14 protein-coding genes are annotated in these 23,731 nt (G+C 32.8%); 6 read left to right on the top strand and 8 right to left on the bottom strand.

The annotated features are described in order from the left end of the window. Positions 1-39 precede the first annotated feature (39 nt). Positions 40-1,836 carry a translational GTPase TypA gene (typA, locus tag GSY47_RS05200; protein ID WP_179002297.1) on the top strand — a complete coding sequence of 599 codons (1,797 nt, stop codon included), beginning with the start codon at positions 40-42 and terminating at the stop codon, positions 1,834-1,836. Between the two features lie 89 nt (positions 1,837-1,925). Here the strand turns inward: typA and GSY47_RS05195 are convergent, their stop codons facing one another. The 4 genes from GSY47_RS05195 to GSY47_RS05180 form a co-directional block, all read right to left on the bottom strand. Continuing rightward, complete coding sequence (locus GSY47_RS05195) at positions 1,926-6,416, bottom strand: T9SS type B sorting domain-containing protein (RefSeq protein WP_179002296.1); 4,491 nt, start codon at positions 6,414-6,416, stop codon at positions 1,926-1,928. A 193-nt stretch (positions 6,417-6,609) separates the two neighbouring features. Continuing rightward, the gene (locus GSY47_RS05190; RefSeq protein ID WP_179002295.1) at positions 6,610-8,943 is read right to left on the bottom strand and encodes a T9SS type B sorting domain-containing protein; all 2,334 of its coding nucleotides are present in this window, start codon (positions 8,941-8,943) and stop codon (positions 6,610-6,612) included. A 15-nt stretch (positions 8,944-8,958) separates the two neighbouring features. Continuing rightward, entirely contained in the window at positions 8,959-9,795 is an 837-nt protein-coding gene (locus GSY47_RS05185; protein WP_179002294.1) for an ABC transporter permease, read from the bottom strand. 7 nt (positions 9,796-9,802) lie between these two features. Next, a complete protein-coding gene (locus tag GSY47_RS05180) occupies positions 9,803-10,711 on the bottom strand; it encodes an ABC transporter ATP-binding protein (protein WP_179002293.1) in 909 nt (302 codons plus the stop codon). Positions 10,712-10,817: 106 nt separating this feature from the next. On the opposite strand from GSY47_RS05180, the gene GSY47_RS05175 reads away from it, so the two are divergent. After that, entirely contained in the window at positions 10,818-11,870 is a 1,053-nt protein-coding gene (locus tag GSY47_RS05175; protein WP_179002292.1) for a hypothetical protein, read from the top strand. An 82-nt stretch (positions 11,871-11,952) separates the two neighbouring features. Next, positions 11,953-12,810: an SdiA-regulated/phytase-like domain-containing protein gene (locus tag GSY47_RS05170; protein WP_179002291.1), complete on the top strand. Its 858-nt coding sequence runs from the start codon at positions 11,953-11,955 to the stop codon at positions 12,808-12,810. A 146-nt stretch (positions 12,811-12,956) separates the two neighbouring features. Here GSY47_RS05170 and GSY47_RS05165 read toward each other — a convergent pair whose 3' ends face one another. Then, positions 12,957-16,688 (bottom strand): metallophosphoesterase, encoded by a 3,732-nt coding sequence (locus tag GSY47_RS05165; protein ID WP_179002290.1) that lies wholly within the window; start codon positions 16,686-16,688, stop codon positions 12,957-12,959. Positions 16,689-16,714: 26 nt separating this feature from the next. Between GSY47_RS05165 and GSY47_RS05160 the strand changes: the two genes are divergently transcribed. Then, positions 16,715-17,893, top strand: coding sequence for a Pycsar system effector family protein (locus tag GSY47_RS05160; RefSeq protein WP_179002289.1), 1,179 nt, complete (start codon positions 16,715-16,717; stop codon positions 17,891-17,893). 246 nt (positions 17,894-18,139) lie between these two features. Here the strand turns inward: GSY47_RS05160 and GSY47_RS05155 are convergent, their stop codons facing one another. Beyond that, positions 18,140-20,509, bottom strand: coding sequence for a GAF domain-containing protein (locus tag GSY47_RS05155; protein WP_179002288.1), 2,370 nt, complete (start codon positions 20,507-20,509; stop codon positions 18,140-18,142). Between the two features lie 227 nt (positions 20,510-20,736). Between GSY47_RS05155 and GSY47_RS05150 the strand changes: the two genes are divergently transcribed. Together GSY47_RS05150 and GSY47_RS05145 are read left to right on the top strand one after the other, a co-directional pair. Next, positions 20,737-21,489, top strand: a complete 753-nt coding sequence (locus GSY47_RS05150) for an SDR family oxidoreductase (protein WP_179002287.1) — start codon at positions 20,737-20,739, stop codon at positions 21,487-21,489. 72 nt (positions 21,490-21,561) lie between these two features. Next, positions 21,562-22,143 carry a TetR/AcrR family transcriptional regulator gene (locus GSY47_RS05145; RefSeq protein WP_179002286.1) on the top strand — a complete coding sequence of 194 codons (582 nt, stop codon included), beginning with the start codon at positions 21,562-21,564 and terminating at the stop codon, positions 22,141-22,143. Positions 22,144-22,228: 85 nt separating this feature from the next. On the opposite strand, the gene GSY47_RS05140 is transcribed toward GSY47_RS05145, so the two are convergent. Beyond that, positions 22,229-23,287, bottom strand: coding sequence for a nucleoid-associated protein (locus tag GSY47_RS05140; RefSeq protein ID WP_179002285.1), 1,059 nt, complete (start codon positions 23,285-23,287; stop codon positions 22,229-22,231). Between the two features lie 46 nt (positions 23,288-23,333). Next, positions 23,334-23,693, bottom strand: a complete 360-nt coding sequence (locus GSY47_RS05135; RefSeq protein ID WP_179002284.1) for a four helix bundle protein — start codon at positions 23,691-23,693, stop codon at positions 23,334-23,336. Positions 23,694-23,731: the final 38 nt, after the last annotated feature.

Raw genomic sequence — 23,731 nt, 5'->3', positions numbered from 1 at the left:
AAAAATAAAGTGTACCTTTGCGCCCATTAAAAATCACAGATGGAATCTATTAGAAACATTGCAATTATTGCCCACGTCGATCACGGTAAAACAACTTTGGTTGATAAAATTATGTATCACTGTCAGTTATTTCGTGAGAACGAAAACACAGGTGATTTAATCTTAGATAATAATGATTTAGAGCGTGAGAGAGGTATTACAATTACTTCTAAAAACGTTTCGGTTCAATATAAAGGAACAAAAATCAATATTATCGATACTCCAGGCCACGCCGATTTTGGAGGTGAAGTAGAACGTGTATTGAACATGGCCGATGGTGTATGTTTGCTAGTTGATGCTTTCGAAGGTCCAATGCCTCAAACTCGTTTCGTTTTGCAAAAAGCGATCGATTTAGGATTAAAACCATGCGTGGTTATCAATAAAGTAGATAAAGAAAACTGTACTCCTGAAGAAGTTCACGAAAAAGTTTTTGACTTAATGTTTGAATTAGGTGCTACTGAAGAGCAATTGGATTTTCCAACTGTTTACGGTTCTGCTAAAAACAACTGGATGTCTGATGATTGGAAAAATCAAACGGAAAACATTGAGCCATTATTAGACATGGTTATTGCTAATGTTCCAGCTCCTAAAGTTTCTGAAGGAACTCCTCAAATGTTGATTACATCTTTAGATTTCTCTTCTTTTACAGGTCGTATCGCTATTGGACGTCTTGAAAGAGGTGTATTGAAAGAAGGATCACCTATTTCTTTAGTAAAAAGAGATGGTAAAGTAATCAAATCAAGAATTAAAGAATTACATACTTTTGAAGGTTTAGGCCGTAGAAAAGTAGAAGAAGTAGTTGCTGGAGATATTTGTGCTGTTGTAGGTATTGAAGGTTTTGAAATTGGTGATACTATTGCTGATTTTGAAAATCCTGAGGCTTTACAGACTATCGCAATCGATGAGCCAACAATGTCTATGTTGTTTACAATTAACGATTCACCTTTCTTTGGTAAAGAAGGTAAATTTGTTACTTCTCGTCATATCCGTGAAAGATTGACAAAAGAGTTGGAGAAAAACTTAGCAATGAAAGTTGGAGAAACTGATTCTGCTGATAAATTCATGGTTTTTGGTCGTGGTGTACTTCACTTATCGGTTCTTATTGAAACAATGAGAAGAGAAGGGTATGAGCTTCAAATTGGTCAGCCACAAGTTATCATCAAAGAAGTTGATGGTGTGAAATGTGAGCCAATTGAGGAATTAACTATCGATTTACCGGAAAATCTTTCAGGTAGAGCGGTTGAATTCGTTACAATCCGTAAAGGTGAAATGCTTTCTATGGAAGGTAAAGGTGAGCGTATGATTATTAAGTTCAATATTCCGTCTCGTGGAATTATCGGTTTAAGAAATCAATTACTTACTGCAACTGCTGGTGAAGCTATCATGGCACACCGTTTCATTGGATACGAACCATACAAAGGAGAAATTCCTGGACGTAACAACGGTTCATTAATCTCTATGGAAAATGGAAAAGCAATTCCTTACTCTATCGATAAATTACAAGATCGTGGTAAATTCTTCGTTGATCCAAATGAGGATATCTACGAAGGGCAAGTAATTGGAGAAAATACTCGTAGCGACGATATGACTGTTAACGTTACTAAAACGAAAAAACTTTCTAACGTTCGTTCTTCTGGAGCTGATGATAAAGCTAGAATTATTCCAGCTATCAAATTCTCTTTAGAAGAAGCTTTAGAGTACATTCAAAAAGATGAGTATGTTGAAGTTACTCCAAAATCTTTACGTTTAAGAAAAATCTACTTAAGCGAAACAGATAGAAAAAGATATAAAATCTAATAAATTTTAGATCTCAATATAAAAAATCCCAAATTCCAATTACTTGGAGTTTGGGATTTCTTTTTGCTATTTATTGGAATTTTAAAGATCTATCTTTTTAAACTGAAATGACCTTTTACTTCTCGTCCATCTTCCAATTTTATAGTATACCAATAATCATCGGCAGGCATTGGACTTCCGGTATATGTTCCATCCCAGCCATTTCCAGAAGCTATAATCTGTTTGATTAATTTACCATATCGATCGAAAATAAGGATTTTTGCTCCTGAGTTAAAAACGTCATCAGCTCCTTGTAGATTCCAATAATCATTGTGGCCATCATTATTTGGTGTGAAAAACTTAGGAATGCCAAGTACAGCGATAGTTTTGGAGATTTTGCCGCATTTATTTTTATCGTTGATATAAAGCTCGTGTATTCCTGCTCTAATATTTTCAAAGTAGTTTGAATCTTGAAAAGAACCATTTGGATCATCAATACTATATTCATAATTTCCTGTTCCCGAAACATTTACTTCAACTGTGTTAAAATCAGATAAGTCAGAGATAGTGACAGAATCGAGATGTGCAATATCCGAAGCGGTTACAGTGATGGTTCGAGTTCTGCTGCAGCTTGCCTCGTCTTTTGTGAAAACTTCTACAGTGTATTTTCCTTCTTCATTAACATCTAAAGTTTCATTCGTTTCTCCCGGAATTATGCTTCCATCTTTTGACCAGACATAAGTATATGTACTGGCTGGAATATTTCCGATGATTCCTGCATCAAGTTTAATGTAAAAGGTTGGTAAATTGGAACAAACTAATCCATCATCACTCTTATCAATATTAATATCTATATTGGGTTTTGCATTTACTTTTAATGTTATAAATGGTCCAATTCCAAAACAAGCATTATCCAGATTACTGTCTACTCTTACCCAAATATCTTGCTGATTTGGTTTTGAATTTCTATAACTAGAAGGATCTGATATTGCATTCATTTCTGCAAAAGCATCTATTTCATTAGCATAATACTTTATGGAATAATTGATACTTGCTGAAGGAAGCATCGCTTCAATTTCATTAGTTACACTACTAAAATCAAAGGTCGCAATGCCATCAGTATCAATACTTATGTTTTCAACTGAATCATCGCAAACGGTAAATGATCTTTTAAAAGCAGGGTCAATTTGTGTAGTTGAAACTACTAGATTTAATTGAGCAACAGAAAAACATCCGTTTGAATTTTCAACTCTTGTCCAAATACTTTTGTTATTGCTTGTAAAAGAAAGTGGATTTGAAATTAATGTAGCTGGATCTTTTGTATTTGCTCCAACTAAGCTAGTGTAATAGGTAAAAGTCTCGTTGGTCGAATTGGAAGAAACAAAGCTGTTTTTCTCCGTTATATTAAAATTTGAAATACCATCAGTATCGTCATCGCACTGCACGATTGTAACAGGAGAATTTAATACTGGAAGAGCTAGAATTTTTAATGTCACAGAATTAGCTGAAGTCAATCCGCAGGCATTATTAATTCTGTTTAAAAGCACGCGATATTGATAACCATTCATTGTATTACTTGTTTTCTGAATTGTCAAAGATGTGGTTTTGGTTCCAGTATAAACAGTATTTTCAGTTAAAGCATTCCAAACAATTCCACCATCACTTGAGACCTGCCATTGAAAACTGTCGGCATTAGACTCTACAGAGAAGATTGCTTTTTCTAACTCACAAATGGTTTGATTTTCTGGTTGTTTTGTAATTATAATTGGAGTTGCAATAATATAATTCCCATTTGGTGTTGTATAACCATCAGTTCTGCTGGTTACAATTCCAAATGAATTTACGAGTACAGGAGCGCTGCCTAATTGACCGTCAAAGTCTGGATCAGTAAACCCAGCTTCAGTAACATCGTTACAACCATCATCATCGCTGTCAATTTCTGTGTAATTTTTTATGCCGTCATTATCAGAATCTAAAACAGTATATTTTAAAATACCATTGTCAGGACTCGTTTCTAAAGAATTAGATAATCCGTTGGTTCCAAAATCCATTGTATCAATTACCCCATCTCTATTTGCATCTGGAGCGTTACTGCCAGATTCTACCAAATCATATATTCCGTCATTATCACTGTCTAAATCGAGATAATTTGGAATGCCGTCTTTATCAGTATCTAAGGCGTTTTCGGATAAAGTAAAAATATCGTCTAATCCGTCTAAATTAGTGTCTCTATTAGACAACGGTTTTGGTTGTATCTGCGATTCTATTAAGTCTGGAATTCCATCATTGTCTGAATCTAAATCTAATTGGTCAGGAATTCCGTCTCCATCGGTATCTTTAGGTACACAAGTCGCAATAAGTTTAAAGGTTGATTTGCTTTCTGTTTCATCGGACAGATTTTTATGAGTGATTTTAAACGATTGGGTTTGGTAAGATTGAAATTTGAATGTACCAGTTCCCGCTGGCAAAGGAACATTTCCATTTAATCGAAAGCGAATTTCGAAAGAAGAGAATTCCGTAACACCACTTTCATATATTCCATCATAATTAGTATCAATTAATAATTGATTATCAGGATTTAAAACAGTAAAAGTTTTATTGATATCTGAATTGATAATGTATTCTGAATCAGGATTTATTAATTCATCAGTGTTTGCTGTCGAGCTGTATTCTAAACGAAGGTTTATAGGATTTGTAAATTTTAGAGTATAACTCGTCGAAGCTCCTTTTCCAGATGCAATATGAGTAATAAAACTTCCATCTACACTTCCACTTATGGGCGCTACAACCGGCAAAGGATTGGTAATTTCACCAGAAAAAGAATTAGAATATGTGCCAACTTTAACTAATCCCAAAAGTGGATTTGAAACGTTTAATGGCTGATCTCCATAAGATTCTGTACAATTTGTTATTCCGTCATTATCATAATCAATGTCAATATTGTCGTTTACTAGATCATTGTCCTGATTAATAGGGCAATCACTTACCGGAATTTTGTCAGAGAAAATGTTCGTAACACAGCCAGATATACTTCCTCTTACTTGATAAAAGCCTGGTTGGGTAGGAGTGTAACTGTTTTTAGTTTCCCCTGGGATAAGAATATCGTCTTTATACCATTGAAAAGTATCATAAGAAGATAATGTATTTATTTTTAAAGATACATTTGGAATACATGAAGAATTGTCCAGTGTAATTTTACCACTGACAATTTCAGGTTTTAAATCAAAACCAGAATAATAACCGCCATAGGTTGCAGCGCCATTAGTGCCAAAATAAGAAACATAGATTTGCTTAGTTGATTTTACAGCTATATTTCCTGATAAATCTGGAATATTGTAACGTACAAAATCTGAAGTTCCCTGAATTGGAATTGGAGAATCTGTAATAGGGCTATTGTTTAACGAAACTGAAGCTCCAGTTTCGGTTACAATATTAAGAAAACCATTAAAAGTGTTACTGCCAATAGATTGAATTTGAGGAATATTATCTACTGTATTTGGTGTTGCACAGTTTATTGGAGGTACAAAGAACATATTTTGATTGGCGGGCTGTATGGTTCCTCCAATACTTTGATAAGCAAATACGTTTGCAGATGTCTTTACATATAAACTTCCATTATCAAATTGGCTTCCGTCAATTACTACATATTCTCCACTGTTAAGTGTTTTGTATGAAGATGAAGAACCGTTAAGAAAAACGTCTGTATTATTATAATGTGCAACTAGTAATACACGTTCTAATTCGTCAGTGCCAAGACCTTTTATGAATATATATTCTTTTCCTGTTTTTTCAAGAGAAACGATTTGGTCAAAGCCCACATCTCTTCCTGCAGGAACAGAATTTTTACCTTGATTGGTCATGACAGTACTATTACTTCCTCCAAATGAGCCAGAATTCACTACAACTGATTTGTCAGATTGGACTAATGCTCCAATCATTTTTGAGCTGTTTGAAACAGGCTGGCCATCATTGTAGTTTTTCAAAGCCAATACATAGCTTTCATTTTTATTTAATGTAACTGATATTGGCCCAGAAATTACTGTTCCATCTAAAAGCTGAGTACCGTTTTGAATATTTGAAATAGTGATTTTAGTATTGTTTTCTGTAGCCATGATTGAGGCGAAGTTCAACAATGTTTCGTCATATAATGGATTTAACATCGCTCCCAATCTAAAAGTGGTGCCAAGAGCACTGTTTCCTTTAGAAACTAAGCCACCGGCATGACTATATTGTCCATTTTGAGCTAATCCTGCATTTACTCTCACACTTACATAAATTAAATCCTCGGCTTCAATTACGTAACCGCGCCCCGACACAATTCCATTGCTGTTTGGTGGAGCAAATAATTGTGTATTACTTCCTGTTGCTATATAATAGAAATAAGGATTAGTACTACTTACGGTTCCATTGACTACGCTGCCATTATTGGCTATGATTTTGAAATTTACAGTTGTCAAACTTGGAGTTGAAATATATAAATATTGATCGTTTGCAAGTCCGTCAACAGAAATCAAAGGTGGAATATAATGAGTCTTACTAAATTGTGAGAAACAATCTAAAATGCAAAACAGAAACAGAAAGAAGGGTAATATTTTTTTCATTGGCTTGTTAAATGGCTGTTACTGATTTGAATCGCCTAAACCAAAAATAGAATATATTTTAATTCTCTTTTAATATTGATTGTTTTTTCTTTTCAAATAGTTGAAAATTTAAGAGTTTTTTAAAGTTTTCTTACTTCAAAATTGAGTCTAAGATGAAAAATTAAAAAACAAAATTAATGATTGAAGTGCTTTTTTATCTTTTTAAGCTAAAATGACCTTTTATTTTTCTGCCGTCTACAAATGTTAAAGTAAACCAATAATCGTCTGATGGTAATTGCTGTCCGTTAAAGTTTCCAGTCCAGCCTATACTATTTTGATTCATTTGTTTTAATAATTTTCCATAGCGGTCAAAAATACTTATGGTATAATTTGGAAGCAGATTAGAATCTTTAATAACCCATAAATCATTATATCCGTCTCCATTTGGAGTAAAAAATCTAGGATAATCTAGAACATATACTAAAAACAGATTGGACAAACCGCAACCATTTTTGTCTCTTGCGACAGCATTGTACGTTCCTGTAGGTACTCCGTTAAATGTTGGACTGTCTTGAAAAGTTAAGCCATCTAATGAAAATTCATAATCGCCAGTTCCAGTATATTCGAGTAGTACTGAATTATCGTTTCCTGAGAAATCTTTAATAACAGCGTTTGTAATAATCGCAGGTTCAGATGAAATAACTTTGAAGTTTTTCGTTTTTTCACAGCCATTGGAAGCTTTTACTGTTACTGAATAATCTCCAGCTGTATTAATATTTATAGTATTTGAGGTTTCTCCAGTATTCCATAAATAACTGCTGAAACCAGTATCAACAGTGAGAGTTAGAGTATTATTTGGGCATAAATATTTTGATTCGTCTTCAAAATTTGGAGGGTCAAAAGTATTTACTACAAGCGGAACAGGAACAATATCATAACAATCAGGGCCATTTACAACTCTGGCATAAATGGTTTGATTATAAGCAGTACTATTTTTAAAGATATTAGGTAACGGATTTGTTTCTGTTAATGCCTCAGTAGCCGTTAAAAAATAATTAGCTGTTAATCCGCTTGGAAGACCAGTTGTGATTACTGGTGTAACTTCAGTATTCAAATTGAACTGATAAAATCCGTCTTGAATTTCATCTCCATCACAAGTATTGATAGGAGCAGGATTTGTAATTGAAGTTGTTGCGATTTGCAGTGTTACGGTAGCTGTTATAAAACAGCCAAATTCATTTTCCAGACGAGCATATACAATTTGGTTTGGAGCTTTATTAATGTAGGCTTGTGGTATTGTGATTTTATTTGTTTTGTTTTGCGCATCTGCCAAAGTTTCATAATACCCTTCATTCAAAGTGGATGCGATATTGTTTTTTACGATATTATTTACTTTAGTTAAATCGAAAATTGAGAAACCATCAGTGTTGTCATCACATTGCAATAATGTAGTATTTGTTGAAAGAATCTCGGGAGCAAATTCAAGTTTAATTTCTCCCATTACAGCACAAGTTGATGGTGCAAATGTCACTTCTACTTTATAATTTCCAGTTTCTGTGGCATTATATGATGAAGCGTTTGCGCCAACAATTTCGACATTATCTTTAAACCATTTGTAAGTATAGGAAGGAGATAATTTTGTGTCCAAAAGTATTGTTTCTCCATAACAAACAGAATTATTGTTTGCTGCGGTTCTATCTTCACCAAAATCAATTTTTGAAGTGAAACTGCCTGCTTGTAAGAACACAGCTGAATCGTAATATTGAAATCTGTCATCGCCGATGACAAGTTTAATATGGTATGTTTTTCCAGGTGTAACGTTGGTTCTAGCATTCATTACAATGGTTTGTCCTGTAAAATTAATTGGAGCAGATGGCAGATTAAATCCATTAAAATATTCCTGATTGACTGCTGGACAACCATTATAATCATTTCCATTTCGATCTTTTCCAGGTACAATTGTGGGGCGAATATTTAATGAAGAAACGGGAGTATTTGTATTAGGTAATGTGGCTATATTTTTATAAAGGCCACTTGTCCCTGCTTCTTTAATTAAAAAAGCAAAACCATCTGAATAGGAACAAGGATAGCCATATTGGTACTCATTTGAAGCAAAAATGTAATTGAAACTAATTAAATCCGTTAAAGGAACAAAATCAAACTCTAAGACTGTTGCATTAACAGAAGTAATTCCTAAAGCTTGATTTAAATCAGAATCTCCTAACCAAACATTACTCCCTCCTCCCATTGACGCTGTATAAGGCCCTGCTATTTGTGATGCCATAGAGGTACTCAAAACCACACCTTCAGAAAACGGAAAATTGCTTGTACCTGAATTAAAATAAGCATAGCTCATAGGTACAATAGGAAAAGTTCCATCTCCCTTACCGGCAGTATTACCAATAGCAAGACAAGAGCTGTTGACTAAAGTGTTTTCTATTAATTGCTGTGGCGTTCTAACACCATCTATAGTGATTACTTGTGCATTGGCACAAATACATGTGAAGTTTACAAGTAATAAGATTAAAAGGCTTTTAAAATAATTCATAGTATAACAAATATACTATAAATCTCTATTTTTTAATAGTTTGTAAGAAAAATAAACAAATAAGAAAGTCCATGCTAAAACGATCAAAATACTAAAGTAGCTTACACTGTAATCAATGTCTGTTTCGATCCCAATTTGAGTACCGATATTTTTAACCACAGACAATCTAGGAGCTGGATTGACAATTAAATTTGACATGGATTCTAAAGGAAAAAACTGTGTGATTTTTTCATCAGTATTACTTTCAGGAAATACTTTAAAAGCTAGAAATCCTCTTAATATGCTTTCAATAATACTCCAAACTAAAAGAAAACCTAAAGCAAATGCTGATCTTTTTACAAAAATTCCTAAAAATAAACAGAAAGAAAAGAAACCTGTCAGTTTGACAAAAAAGGCTAAAAGATAATCTAAATCAGTAAAAATAATGCCTATTTCAGTATAAGAAGAAAAAGCTAGTCCTAAAATTAAACTCATTACAAAAACAAAAACAGTTGAGATAAATGCAAACAAAACAACCGTTAAAAATTTAGACAGAATAAATTCTTTTTTACTTAAACCATCGATCAAATTTTGTTTTAAAGTTCCATAACTGTATTCGTTTGCCATCATCGAAACGATAACAATAGCTAAAAATAATTTTAAGATAGCGGCCACATAAGTATTGAAATGCCAGATAAAAGGAAAATTAAAAATTCCCATTTCAGCCAAATGAAATTTGAAAGGCCCAATATCAAATTTTATGGCAGCAATTAAAGCAATAAAAGAAAGTAATATAAAATAAGTTAAAGTCAATATTTTACTGGCTTTATTCATCCAAATTTTTTGTAATTCTATAGAGAGAAGTCTTTTCATGGCTTGGTTAGTTTTTTGGATTGGTGTTTTTTGTTAATTCTAAAAATTGAGCTTCCAGACTATTTTTACGTTTTACCAAATGATTTAAAACAACATTTTTAGAAAACAGAAATTGGTTTAATTCAGAAGCTGGCAACTCTGATTTTAGATAGACCAAAACTTTTCCATCTTCTTCTTTTATTTGTCCAACTGCATCATGATTGCTTAAAACGGATTTTAAAACTTCATTGTCATTTGAAGAGACTTCGAAGAAGCCTTCATTCGAAGCCATTCCGTCTACAGAACCCGAGTATAAAACTTCTCCTTTTCTTAAGACAATTACTTCAGAGCAGACTTTTTCTACTTCGTCCAATAAATGTGAAGCCAATAAAATTGTCGTTCCCTGTGAAGCAATTTTTTTAATGATATCTCGAATCTGATGAATTCCCTGCGGATCTAATCCGTTGGTTGGTTCATCTAAAATCAAAATTTCAGGATCATTTAAGAGTGCCGATGCAATTGCCAGACGTTGTTTCATTCCCAGAGAAAAGGTACTGAACTTGCTGTCTTTTCTTTCGCTTAAACCAACCAATTCCAATTTTTCATTGACTTTGGCGTAATTGATATTTTTGATTTTGCAAACCAGTTTTAGGTTTTGCTCGGCAGTCATATAAGGATAGAAATTGGGTCTTTCTATAATGGCACCAACTTTTTTTAAAGCTTCGTGGGTTTCTACATTCCCGTCAAACCAGCGATAATTGCCGGAAGATTTATTGACAACATTTAAAACAATTCCTAATGTGGTCGATTTTCCGCTACCGTTTGGGCCAAGAATGCCATAAACACGACCTTTTTGTATTGAAAAAGATACATTTTTTAGCGCCTGGATTCGGCCGTATCTTTTATTTAGATTCTCAATGGTTAAAATGGTTTCCAAATTTTTCTGGTTTTAGTTTTTAGTATGACGAACCAATTCGATTTTTGTTACTTTAATTTCTAACATTCAATCGTATTGATGTAAATTTGTAATAAAGATATTCAAAATGAGCGAGCCTTTAATGGTTTTAAAAAAACCTTCTTATCCTTTAACACAACCACTTTTAAGTTATTTGGAGCGATACGAACGTATTTCTAAAGTTTCTGTGTTTTATGATGACTTGCTTCGTTTTTCGGGATCGATAAATGTTTATGACAAACATGACAATGACACACTTTGGATTCGCGTTTATTACAGTGAATTTGAACGCAATGAAATTGACTTAAACCTTAAACGAATTTATTCACTTTTGCATTCTGATGGTAACAGCGAGATTATTCAATTTCTAAATATTGATGCAATTGATTACTGTACTTTCGGGAATTCCAAACCTTTTAGAATTAAAGTTCGAAACATTCTCAATGATAACTACGTTCATTTTTATATCAAAAAAGCCGATGCTTCCCGAATTTATGGTTTGGAATTGGAAGATATTTTATCACCGGATAAAATCAACTTTCTAGTTTATAATGATACTTTAATCGAAGAGCATATTATTGGAATTCCAGGAGACGTTTTTATGGACACTTTGCTGGATGGCTGTTCAGAAATGGAAAAAGCACAGATTGCAAAAGAGTTTGTAAAGTTTAATGAGCGTTGTATGATTCGTCTTTTGGGAGATATGAGGGCATATAATTATGTCATTGTTCCAATTCACGATTTTGATCAGGTGGTGTATAAAATCCGCCCGATCGATTTTGACCAGCAATGTTACGAAGGAAATTTTAAAGTATATCGTCCGCAATTTTTCAAGGAAAATTTCCCAATGATTCAGCTGATTAAAGAAAAACTAGAAGAACGTTCTATTATTCAATATAAAGATGAAGAAAGAGCGATCTTGGCAAAACGTATTCATTCAGCAGAAAACAGAATTAAAAAACTTCTGAATATAATGTGTCACGATACCATTTCAACCGAAGAGCATCTCAATCAGCTCAAAATGGAATTATATAGATATACCAATGATATGAAATTTAAAAATGCCAAATCAATGGGACATGTCATGCATGCAGCATTCGAATTTATTACACGTAATTTTAAAAATACTAACTTAGTTTAAAAGGGTTGAACCATATAAGTTCATGAAGTCTGCTTCTTAAATTTACTTATATGACTTATATGGTCTGCAAAATTATAATCTTATGAAAAAATCTTTTTTAATAGCCGTTTCAATAGTTTTATTGGCTTGCCAACAGCAGTCCGGGAATGATTTAAAAGTGCTTTATTCGCTTCCAAAGAAATTAAAAGAAGTTTCAGGAATAACGTATTTTCCTGAGAACAATCTGCTTTATACCTTAGAAGACAGCGGTAATAAAAATGCTATCTATGCTTTAAATTCTAAAGGTAAAATAGAAAAAACGATTACAATTTCAAATGCCAAAAATGTAGATTGGGAAGACATTACAAAAGATAAAGCTGGAAATATTTACATTGGCGATTTCGGAAATAATGATAACGAAAGAAGAGATCTTTGCATTTATAAGCTGCCAAAAAATCAGTTGAATAAAGATGTGGCTTCCGCCGAATATAAAATCTCATTTTCATATCCGGAACAGAAAGAATTTCCTCCAAAGAAAAAAGAAATGTTTTATGACGTAGAAAGTTTCTTTGAGCACAACGGTTATTTCTACCTTTTCACAAAAAACAGAAGTAAAGGTTTTGATGGAACTGCTTTTATCTACAAAATAAAAAATGCTTCTGGAACTCAGAAAGCAATGAAAATAGGAGAGTTTAAAACCTGTAACAATTACAATCATTGTGTGCTGACGAGCGCGACAATAAGTCCAGACGGGAAAAAAGTAGCTTTGTTAAGTCACGACAAAGTTCTTTTGTTTAAAGGATTCAAAGGCGATTTATTTCATAAAGGAACTCAAACCCAAATAGAACTAAATCATTTTTCTCAAAAAGAAGCCATCGTTTTCAAAGACAACAACACCCTGTTAATCGCCGATGAAAAAGCCGATAAAATAGGAGGGAATGTGTATGAGTTTAGACTTTAAGGTTCTAAGATACTAAGGGACTAAGTCAAAAAAGTTAGCCACGAATTCACGAATTATTTGTAATTAAAATCCGTGAATTCGTGGCTTTTTTATCGCTATCTAAGAAAACCTTAGAACCTTAGCATCTCAGAATCTCAGTACCTTTTTTAAAAACTATATGCCGCTCCAAAAATAACCCTTCCAATTTCGTCAGGAGATTTAAAATATGATATTCTGGCAGTTAAAACATTAATTGCATTTAACCAAAGTCCTCCACCGTAATCGTGATGCCATTTTTTAGAATCTTCGCCATCAAGCCAAACCCTTCCGTAGTCAAATCCACCTAGAATTCCGTAAGTAAAAGGAGCAATAGTTTTTCTGATTCGGCCGATGCTTAAACGTAAGTCCGAACTTTGAGAGAAATACGAACTTCCTAAAAAGCGTTCGTTTCTAAAACCTCTTAAATCAGTATCGCCACCTAAAGAAGCACCTTGATAGAATTCGTAATTATTATTAAAAATAGCTTTTCCTTTAAGATAACTTGCTAAAACCAGTTTGCCCGTTTTATCAATTTTATGTGTAAATCCTAAAGCACTTTCTAGAGTTGGGAAATTTTTATTGGTTTCGTCCAGATTTGCCGTCCAAGTTCCAGCAATCATAAAAAACATTCCAAGAGTTGGCTTCGCAGCAAAATCAGAATTTTTGAAAAGATATTTCACTTTCAAACTTCCATAATTCTGAGTATTAAAAACATCTGGATTTACAATATTTGGAAGATTAATAAAACGATTCTCAGTCTCTTCAACCGTCATTCTCTGGAATATAGGCTGAACGCTGAATTCGCTTCCATATCTTCCAACATGTCTGATGGCTCCCGAAGCATTAAATTTTCTGATGCGGACACGGTTGTAGTCCAAACTTAAATCATCATCATATTTCGACTCATTTCCGTAGCCAAAATAATTCATGGCAAAATTTGGCGTCGTATAAAGTGATTCCACATCGATAACCCATTTTCCAAGTAATCCAGGGAAATGCGCCGCATAGTTAAACTCTAAACCTCCAGTTGCGAAATAGTAGAAAGCATTTAAAACATGTCTTTGCGTGTACGGATTCTGTTTAAAATTATTAACCGTGTAATTTAAATTGATGCCCACTTTTACACCATCATCAGGGTTAAAACCAATATTTGGAAGACCAGAAACTACATTGTATTTCGGTTTTTCATAGTTGTATAAGTTAACATCGTAATCGTCTGTTAACTGTGTTTGGGTTTTAGAATCTAAATTATAGGTGTTTTCTTTTGATTTAAAATCGTAAACAATAACCTTTCTTCCATTTTCAATATTGTAAGTATCGTTGTTCTGACCGCCAATTAAACGAATTTTAATATTCGATTTATAATTTCCTTTCACTTCAAAAGTATCATTATCATCTAAACCGTAAATCCATAAATTTTTAGTTTTGGCATCGGTAACGGTTTTAGTGTATTGTAATTCGTCGCCTTCTTTTTTCGATCTGAAAACTTGAATTTCAATGCTTTTCTTTGCATTATGATTCAAAACAAATTTGTCTTTTTTATCTGTTCCGGCAATCATAACAGTTCTGCTTAAAACATCAGCATAAATGGCAGCATATTTCTGAAGCTCTCTTTTTCTGTTTTTTAGTTTTCGGATAATTTCGTCAACCGTTTCATCCTGAACTTCTTTAGGCATATTTTTAAAAGACTTTTCAATATCAGCATCCGATAAATTGTCCTGAATATATTTTGCCTGCTCAATCCAGTCTTTTTGGTCAGCCGTTTTTAAGAAAGCCAAATCCTGAGGATAAGGTTCTCTACTCAGCCATTTAACGTTGCCAATTTTATCCTTAAAAGTTCTCATGTGTCGCAATGCCGGGATATTCATTAAAATAGAAAGCAAAGCACCATCATATTTTACAAAAGCCTGATCGCGATCTCGCGGAATTGGTTTATAAATTACTTTTCCGTCCTTTTTAAATTCGGCCCAACGCCATTGATCACTATGTCTGTCCCAGTCGCCAATTAAAATATCAAACAAACGGGCTTTTATGTATTCTTTTTCGTCAACCGAATATTTTTCATCTTTATGAAGATTCAGCATGACATCATCAGTTCCAATAATATTACTTGGATTTCCGAAGTTTTTTCCATCTAAATGATTATCAGCTGGTCTTTCTTCAATCATATACAACTGATCTCCAAAACCTGCATTAAATTCGCCCAGACCATTTTGTCTCGGAATATAATATAAAATCGGATTGGTGTGCAGTAATCCAATTTTGTTGGACATACCGTCAATTGCATAAGGAGCGTATGGATGAGAAGTGGTGTAAAAATCAAATAAAAAACTTTCGGCATACGTATCTTCAAAATCATTTACTACATATTGATCTTTAAAAGCAACAGATTGTAAAAATACTGTCGCACTTTTTTTCATGCCTCGCATGACAAATTCACGACCTTTTGGATCTGACATTCTCAAAGAGACAGACTGATGTCCTCCACCTTCACGAATAGGTTTCAAACCTCCTTTTAAAGTATCAACAGTTGCTACAGTGGCCTCAATTGGCATACTGTAATATTTTCTGTAATGTTTTCCGAATAAAAAACTATGAAACCAGCTTTTATCCGTCATTTTTGGCGAATAGATAGAAGTAGTAATTTTTGCCGGGAATTTATTTGGAATATTAGAAGCCCAGTTAATTTCTTTGGCTTTTATAATTTCGCGTTCAAAAAGCAGTTTTTCTTTATTATTTTCATTTCCATAGAAAGAAACTTTAGCATCGCCACTTTTAAATAATGTCAAAGTAGCGTAACCATTTCCTCCGTACGAAAAATCATTTTCGTTTACAGCTCTTGCCGCTTCAGATTTAGATCCCGCACCACTAATAATTTGCTGAATATTTTCATTGCTGATATATTGTAGATTATGATCGTGACCCGAAACTACAATTACATTTTTTTGCTTTTGCAAAAGCGTTTTAATTCGCTTGGCATAAATTGTATATTGTTTATTTTGAATATCCTGCGGACTAACACCGGAAGTTTTTCTCAATAAATTAATAAAAGATCCAATGACAGGTAGCGGAATTTTTTTCTCTAATGGAAATAATTGTTTTTCCAGTGAAAATTGTCCACCGTGAGTTCCGTTGCTCAACAAAGGATGATGAATTGCCAAAACAACCGTTTTTTCCTGATTTTTGTTTAAAAGACTTTCCAGTTCTTCAAAAAAAGCTTCTCTTGTTTTAATTTCGCAATTATCATTAATTGTTGGATGATCGTCCCAATCTTCTAGAAACCATTCACTATCAATAGTTATTAACGTTGTAATACTATCAATTTTGACATCTTCTATTGGACAAGACTTTCTAGGAAGAAATGCTTTCTTGTCGTTTAAATGTTTGGTCACAAAATCAGCTTGTAGTTCTAAGCCTTTAATACCGCTGTACCAATCGTGATTGCCGGGAATAAAAATAGTTTTTCCTCTGTAACCATCGGCTAACTTTAATTGATTTTTCAGTTTGGTTTCGGCTAAAGCCTTATCTCCAGACTTTTTATCACTCGGAAAACCTTTCGGATAGATATTGTCTCCTAAGAAAAGCAAAGTAGATTTTTTACTCGCTTTTTTCAGTCTTTGATGTAAAAGTTCGAGTGTTTGCTGCGCCTGTTCTTCGTCAGCATTTCCAGCATCTCCTACAAGAAAAAACGTATGGTCAATTTTTATGGTATCGGTTGCGTTTTCATTCTCGATAGAACTTACATTTTTTCCGTATTGGGGCTTGTGAGTTGCACAAGAATAAACGAGGGAAAGCAGCAATAAAGTAACCGTTCCAGTTTTAATTTTGGCAATAAAATGATTATCCAAAAACAATTTCATAATTTAGTGGTATAAAAATATTCTTTATGAATCTAATAGAACAATCCGAGGATTTCGTCAGTAATTTACTCAAAGATAAACTTTCTAATTTATATTCTTATCATAATTTTAACCATACTTTCACTGTAGTTACTGCGGTAAAAGAACTCTGTAAAAAAGAGGATGTTAAAGATGATGATAAGGAAGCGATTTTGGTTGCTGCTTGGTTTCATGATGCAGGATATGTAGAAGGTTATGAAAATCATGAAAAAGCGAGTGTTAAAATAGCTGCTGATTTTTTACGCGAAAAAGGTAAATCGGAAGAGTTTATTGCATTGGTTTCAAGTTTGATTCTAGCAACAGTTAAAGAATATGAACCTAAAACGCATTTAGAAAAGATAATCAGAGATGCCGATTATGCTCATTTAATGGGAGAAGAATATACTACAACCTGCGAATTATTGCGTTTGGAATTAAAAAACACAGGAATTGTAAGTTTCTCCAATTCGGAATGGACAAGAGAAAACTTAAACTTTTTACTAAACAAACATCGCTTTTACACCGATTATGCTCTTAGAAAATGGCAGCCATTAAAAGAAAAAAATCTGCTTTTGATTCAGAAGAAAATCAATAAACAAGAGTTAAAAGCGGCCGCAGCAATTGAAGAAGAAAATAAAAAGAAGGAAAAAGTAGAAAAACCAGATCGCGGCATCGATACTTTGTTTCGTGTAACACTTGGAAATCATACTCGCTTAAGTGGCATTGCCGATAGCAAAGCGAATATTTTATTATCAGTAAATGCTATTATTATTTCAATAGCTTTATCTTCTATTATTCCAAAGTTAGATAGTCCTAAAAATGCACATTTGGTTGTTCCAACTTTCATCATGCTGATGTCAAGTGTAATTACAATTATTTTTGCGATTCTTTCCACAAGACCCAAAGTAACATCTGGATTTTTTACACGAGAAGATGTTGAAGCCAAAAAAGTAAATTTAATGTTCTTTGGAAATTTTTATAAAATGCCTTTGGAAGATTATGACTGGGCCATGAATGAAATGATGAAAGACCGAGATTATCTGTATTCAACCATGATAAAAGATTTGTATTATCTGGGGTTGGTTTTACAGCGAAAGTATAATTTACTGCGTATTGCTTACAACTTCTTTATGTTCGGGTTGATTATTACGGTTATCTCGTTCGTAATTGCTTTTAAATCAATTTAAAATTTTAGAATCTATTTTTAAGATTAGCAACTTTGTCAAAGTTTCAAACTTTGACAAAGTTTTTTTATGCAAAAATATTTTTAAACACATAGAAACATAGTTTTTTCTTTAACTACAAAGAATAGAGAAAGAAACTAGTTTCTAACACATAGCTTACCTATGTGAATTAATGCAAGTGAAACGCCTTTTTGAAGCTCTAAAAGCTATGTCTCTATGTGTTTAAAAAATAAAAAAAAAGCCCAACTTTTAGTTGAGCTCATCTAATAAATCTTGATAAGTTATCTTTTTTACTGCAGAGTTTGAAGTGTTATTAATCACTTTTACACGAATGGCTCTTAAACCAGAAACTCCCTGAAGATCTTCAACTTCAAATTGTTCTATTGCCGGTTCTAGAATTTTTTTATGCTGTAAATATTTGATGTATTTTAAATATTCTGCTTCTTCGCTGTTTTGAGAATATACAATCGTGATTTTCTCTTTTTCAGTAATTCTTTCACTTGTTCCTTTAATATGCGATTTATCGATTCGTTTTTTAACGACTTCATATCTCGCATTATAAGTTCCATCAACATCAAAACGTTTTTCATCCATTCTAAAACGGATAGAAAGCGGCGAACTGAAAACCAAAATCAAAGAAGTTACATCCAATTCGTATGGAAGCGATTCTTTCAATTGATGATGTTCTAATTCCATTTCACACAAAGTCTGCAATTGCCACAAACGAAGATTATGCAGATACATAATGTCAAATGGTTTTGTAGGCGAAATTGAAGCTCCGATATATAAATTGTGTTCTACACCATCTGTTTTAAAACGCTCATAATAATGCGGATAAATCTGTTGCGCTTCAACTTGTTTTTTATCTAATACGGTTGCCAGTCTTTTATTAATGATTGACATGGCATTGTCAAATTTCTTTCTTTCCTGATAAAACATTCCTGTTTTTTCGTCCAGAGTTTCAAAGTAAAGTTTTTCTAATTTTTCGCTTTTAGGGTTACTTTTTGTGTTTTTAAGTATCGGATGAATTTCTTCTTCTATATATCGCTGAATATGCTGTTCTGTATCTGCTTTTAAAGGAAAATCCAATTCGCTTCGCAATGATTCCAGTTCAAATTTTCTTTGTTCCAAAAGAACTAGATTTGAATTTGCTTCTTGATTATCGAAAATTTCCAAAAGTGCAGAAAGCTGACTTTTTAAATCAATTTTTACAGTTTCATTTCTGTGTTCAGAAGAACCTTTTATATCAATCTGACCATAAAGCGGGAATACATTTTTAAATACAATTTCTTTAAAAATATAATCTTTTGTATGGTTTATGTTTTGAAAATAGTTTTGAGATTCTTTCCTAAACTTCCAATATACACTAGGATGAATCGTAGTATATTCTCGCTGAATAATCGCTTCGATCTGGTGTTGCATGTCTGTATTGTAACGATCAATGGTATCGGTTAAATACGGAAGAACCAATTCTAGTTTTGTTGCATTTACGCTGTTTAAATCTCTGGCATTTTCAGAAACTAATTCGATAACACCTAATAAATGACCATCTTTTGTAACTGGTGCAAAAACACAGCTCTGAATTCCCTGTCTCAACAGATGTTCTCCTAAATGTTTATTTGTCGATTCCTCGATAAACTTTTTCACATTTGAAATTACAAAAGGCTCATTTTTATCTAGAAGGTTTTCAAAAGAACATCCGAAAAAAGCATTTTTACAATCCACTTCCTGATCAGTGTGTAGTAAAAAGCTTGTGATCTGTTTGTCAAATTTAATAGGTCTAATAAACTTTTCTTCTTCAGGATTATAGATGATAAAACCAACTTTTAGACTCGGAATTTTAAAAATAGATCTAAAAATGTTTTCCAGAATATTATCAGAGTCTAGGCTTTTTGTATTTGGTTTTAAAAGATTACTCTTTAATGTAGAAATTGCACTTTCGGTTGTAGCATCAAAAAGAGAGACAATTCCAAAACCTTTTAAAATCCAGCTTCCCGGAGGAAATTTCGATTTCCACAACTCAATGTCATTATAATTATCAATTAATTGATCGATATCTTGCTGCGTTAATTCTACAGATTTTTCAGTTGGAGTAATTTCCATGAAATCTGCATTGTACAAAATGCGATAGTGTTTTTCGACACCTTCTTCATCTGGAATATCGTAGAAAAAAGGTTTGTTAAAATCAATATTATAATTATAATAGTATGCTAATATCAAACAGCAGTTATTTACATAAAATTGATGATCATCAAAATCACGAATTTCCATGTAAAATTCATCTCCAGCATTTTTTAGAATTTTCTTAAAGCGCTCTGTGTAATTAAAAGAAATATTTTGAAAGGGAATGGTAACGGCTTTTATTTCGTTCTGAGTTAAAGCAGTAGGAAATAAATCGGCTAGAATATTTTTGATTAAACCTTCATTCTCCTTAATAACCGAATAATCTTGAATTCCAGTTCGCAGCTCTGGAATCAATTCAATTTGTTTAAGAATAGCTTTAGCGTAGTTAGATCTATAATCGACGTCAGACAAAGCAATTTCTTCAAATGATTCAATTAGCTTGTGAAATGATATTATGGTAGTGAAAGGACTTTCTTTGAAAAATTGAATATCCATCTTGTTTATTTTTTAATGCAAAATTAAGGATAAATTAAGAATCAACGACATTTTACGATTTCTTTCCTTTATTATTCCATAGATAAATTCCTTATCTGACGGGCATTTCTAAAATCAGTTATTTATTTTAACAAAATATTAACTTGGCAAATAACGGAACGATCGTTCCGTTATTATATCTTTGTATCATAATAATTGAATAATCAATAACTTAAATAACAAATAAAATGAAAAATTTAGAAAACAAAGTTGCAATCGTAACAGGTGGAAACAGCGGAATTGGATATGCAGCTGCAGCAGAATTAGCATCAAAAGGTGCAAAAGTAATTGTAACAGGAAGAAACAAAGAAGCTTTAGCAAAAGCCGAAACAGAATTAAACGTTACTGGAATTGTAGCAGATCAATCAGATCTAAAATCGATTGATAATTTGGTTGAGGAAGTAAAAGGAAAATTCGGAAAAGTTGATATTTTATTTTTGAATGCAGGAATTGCAGCTTTTGCTCCAGTAGATTCAGCCTCAGAAGAGCATTATGACAGTATCATGAATGTAAATGTAAAAGGAGTTTATTTTACCGTTCAAAAAGTATTGCCAATTTTAAATGATGGAGGTTCTATTATTTTTAATACTTCAGTAAATGCTCAATTAGGAATGCCAGGTTCAAGTGTTTATGGAGCAAGCAAAGCCGCAGTTTTATCCTTAAATAGAATCTTTGCCGCTGAATTAGCAGGAAGAAAAATCAGAGTTAATGCCGTTTCTCCTGGCCCAATTGAAACACCTCTGTATGGAAAAGTAGGTTTAGAAAAAGAAGAAGTAGAAGGTTTAGGAGTTGCTTTAGGGCAAAAGATTTTATTAAAACGTTTTGGACAAGCTGCTGAAGTAGCAAAAACTATTGCTTTCCTTGCTTCAGATGATGCATCATTTATTACAGGAACAGAGATTGTTGTTGACGGTGGACTTACTGTAAACACAGTATTATAATTTTTTTGACTAATTCAGGAACGATTGTTCCGTTTAATCATTACCTTTGTAACGAAATTTAATTTGGATATCATGGCTAGAACGAAAGAATTTAATGAGGCAAAGGCTTTAGATAAAGCAATCGAAATTTTTTGGCATAAAGGATATAACGGAACATCTGCCCAAGATTTGGTAACATATTTAGGTTTAAGCCGTTCGAGTTTGTATGATACTTTTGGAGATAAACAAAAGTTGTTTTCCAAATCTTTACAGCGTTATCAACTACAGGCTCAGAATACTGTAAAAGAACTTTTAGAAAAGTCTGAAAATGTCAAAGAAACATTGCTGGATATTTTTAAACAAGCCGTAATCGAAAGTTTAGAAGACCGAATTACAAAAGGTTGTTTCATGGTTAACTCTTCTGTTGAGTTGGCTATGCATGATGAAGAGATTGCAAAGATTGTCAAAGATAATAGTCAGACAATGGAAGAAGTTTTTACAAATGCCGTTAAAAAAGGGCAGGAGTCAGGACATATTTCCAAACAGCTTGACGCGAAAGTTTTAGCTCGATTTATCTTCAATAATTATTCGGGTATTCGTGTTTTGGCAAGAACTGGAGAACGAGATAAGCAGGTTTATGATGATATTGTAAAAGCAGTATTTTCTGTTTTATAGAATGAAAATGCATGAAATAAAAACGGCAGTTACGTTAGTAACTGCCGTTTTTTGCTTTAAGTAAGTAATAGAAAATGAAAACTTCTTAGCTTTTTTCTTCTTTATTGAAATAAACTAAGTAGTAATACATTTTTTTTTCTTCATCCCAGCCTTTTTCAACAAATTTTTCTGCACTTTCAGGGTTGATAAAATCCATTTTAATCTGAATATGAGTGTCCAGATTAATTACGTTTTTAATCGATTTTCTAGCGTCAGAAACTGCTGCGTTGGCGATAGGGAATGAGGTTACATCTTCGATGCTGTATTTTTCTCCTTTATCCACTTTATAGTTTTTGAATTCAGGAATTAATTCAGGATTGTCTAGTACTTCATTCAAGAAATTCTGCTCCTCAAACTGATCATTTTTAGCGAAATAATTCACAGATCGATTCATAAACATTACTTCCTCTTTCTTGTCTTCTGCTGGCAAAACCACGTCTTTTGCGAAGTTTTGACAGAATTTTAAATATTTTTTAGTGATGAAATTTTCATCTTCAAAAGCGTCTACAGATAAAAAGTGCTCTAACCAGTAACGAGCATCATAACGGTTGCTGTCTACAGTTAAGATTTTATATCCTTCTTCTTTTTTAAAGTTAAAAATTAAACATCCTTTGTCTAATTTATTAAGGTTGATTCCTTGTTGTAAGATCATTTCAAGGTTACTTTCTTTTTCTTCAAACTGTAAAAAGTCAGCTTGTAATTCACTTTTAAAAATACCAATTGCATCAACTACATTGTTATCAATGCTTAAGTTGGTCAAATAGGTTACATAAACCTCTCCGTTTTTAATGTGCGGATGATTTGACTGCTCATATAAGTGCTTTGTGATGTTTTTGGAAACCTCATGAACATTTGCCGGATTAGTAAAAATCTCAGTGGCATATTTAAACATGTCGTTGTAGTCCAAGTCCACTTCGTGCGCAAACTGATAATAGTTTTCTTCTTTTTCTCTAAAAGGCTTAAAAAAGAACTCTTTTATCAAAGGAACAATTTCGTCATTAAGATTAAATGGCTGCTCTGATAAAAAAATAGCTTCGTTACGGCTTTTATTTCCTACGCGATGTATAGAAAGCGTATCGATGTGGGTGTTGAATAGGTTGATCATTTTTTTGAGTTGCTGAGATTCTAAGTTTCTAAGATTCTAAGTTTTTTTAGTTACTGTCTTTTAATTTTCTGATTAATGACGCTAACATTCTTTCGATCTCTCGACTATCCTCATATAAAAGGTTAAATTCTTCTTCGTTTATATAAATAATATTTTTTGCAATTTCGAGTTGAGTCTGCATCTCAAATACGGAACCAAGAGAAATATATAAAAATCGTAAAAAATCTTTAGTGGTTTCTCTACCTGATCCTTCCGCAATATTGCTCGGAATTGAAACTGAACTTCGACGTATCTGTGAAGTTAATCCAAACATTTCTTCTTTAGGAAATGTACTTGTTGTTTTGTAAATTTTGGTAACTAAGGATATTGATTTCTGCCAAACTAAGATTTTTCTAAAATGACTCATTTTTTTTACTTTTAAAATTAGATTTAAAAATAAGAAAA

The sequence above is a fragment of the Flavobacterium quisquiliarum genome (assembly GCF_019308285.1).
Lineage (GTDB): Bacteria > Bacteroidota > Bacteroidia > Flavobacteriales > Flavobacteriaceae > Flavobacterium > Flavobacterium quisquiliarum.
This window is presented reverse-complemented; position numbering and strand designations above follow the sequence as displayed.

Coding starts and splice junctions, on each gene's coding strand:
- typA (WP_179002297.1), top strand. CDS start 40: ATGGAATCTATTAGAAACATTGCAATTATTGCCCACGTCGATCACGGT.
- GSY47_RS05195 (WP_179002296.1), bottom strand. CDS start 6,416: ATGAAAAAAATATTACCCTTCTTTCTGTTTCTGTTTTGCATTTTAGAT.
- GSY47_RS05190 (WP_179002295.1), bottom strand. CDS start 8,943: ATGAATTATTTTAAAAGCCTTTTAATCTTATTACTTGTAAACTTCACA.
- GSY47_RS05185 (WP_179002294.1), bottom strand. CDS start 9,795: ATGAAAAGACTTCTCTCTATAGAATTACAAAAAATTTGGATGAATAAA.
- GSY47_RS05175 (WP_179002292.1), top strand. CDS start 10,818: ATGAGCGAGCCTTTAATGGTTTTAAAAAAACCTTCTTATCCTTTAACA.
- GSY47_RS05170 (WP_179002291.1), top strand. CDS start 11,953: ATGAAAAAATCTTTTTTAATAGCCGTTTCAATAGTTTTATTGGCTTGC.
- GSY47_RS05165 (WP_179002290.1), bottom strand. CDS start 16,688: ATGAAATTGTTTTTGGATAATCATTTTATTGCCAAAATTAAAACTGGA.
- GSY47_RS05160 (WP_179002289.1), top strand. CDS start 16,715: ATGAATCTAATAGAACAATCCGAGGATTTCGTCAGTAATTTACTCAAA.
- GSY47_RS05155 (WP_179002288.1), bottom strand. CDS start 20,509: ATGGATATTCAATTTTTCAAAGAAAGTCCTTTCACTACCATAATATCA.
- GSY47_RS05150 (WP_179002287.1), top strand. CDS start 20,737: ATGAAAAATTTAGAAAACAAAGTTGCAATCGTAACAGGTGGAAACAGC.
- GSY47_RS05145 (WP_179002286.1), top strand. CDS start 21,562: ATGGCTAGAACGAAAGAATTTAATGAGGCAAAGGCTTTAGATAAAGCA.
- GSY47_RS05140 (WP_179002285.1), bottom strand. CDS start 23,287: ATGATCAACCTATTCAACACCCACATCGATACGCTTTCTATACATCGC.
- GSY47_RS05135 (WP_179002284.1), bottom strand. CDS start 23,693: ATGAGTCATTTTAGAAAAATCTTAGTTTGGCAGAAATCAATATCCTTA.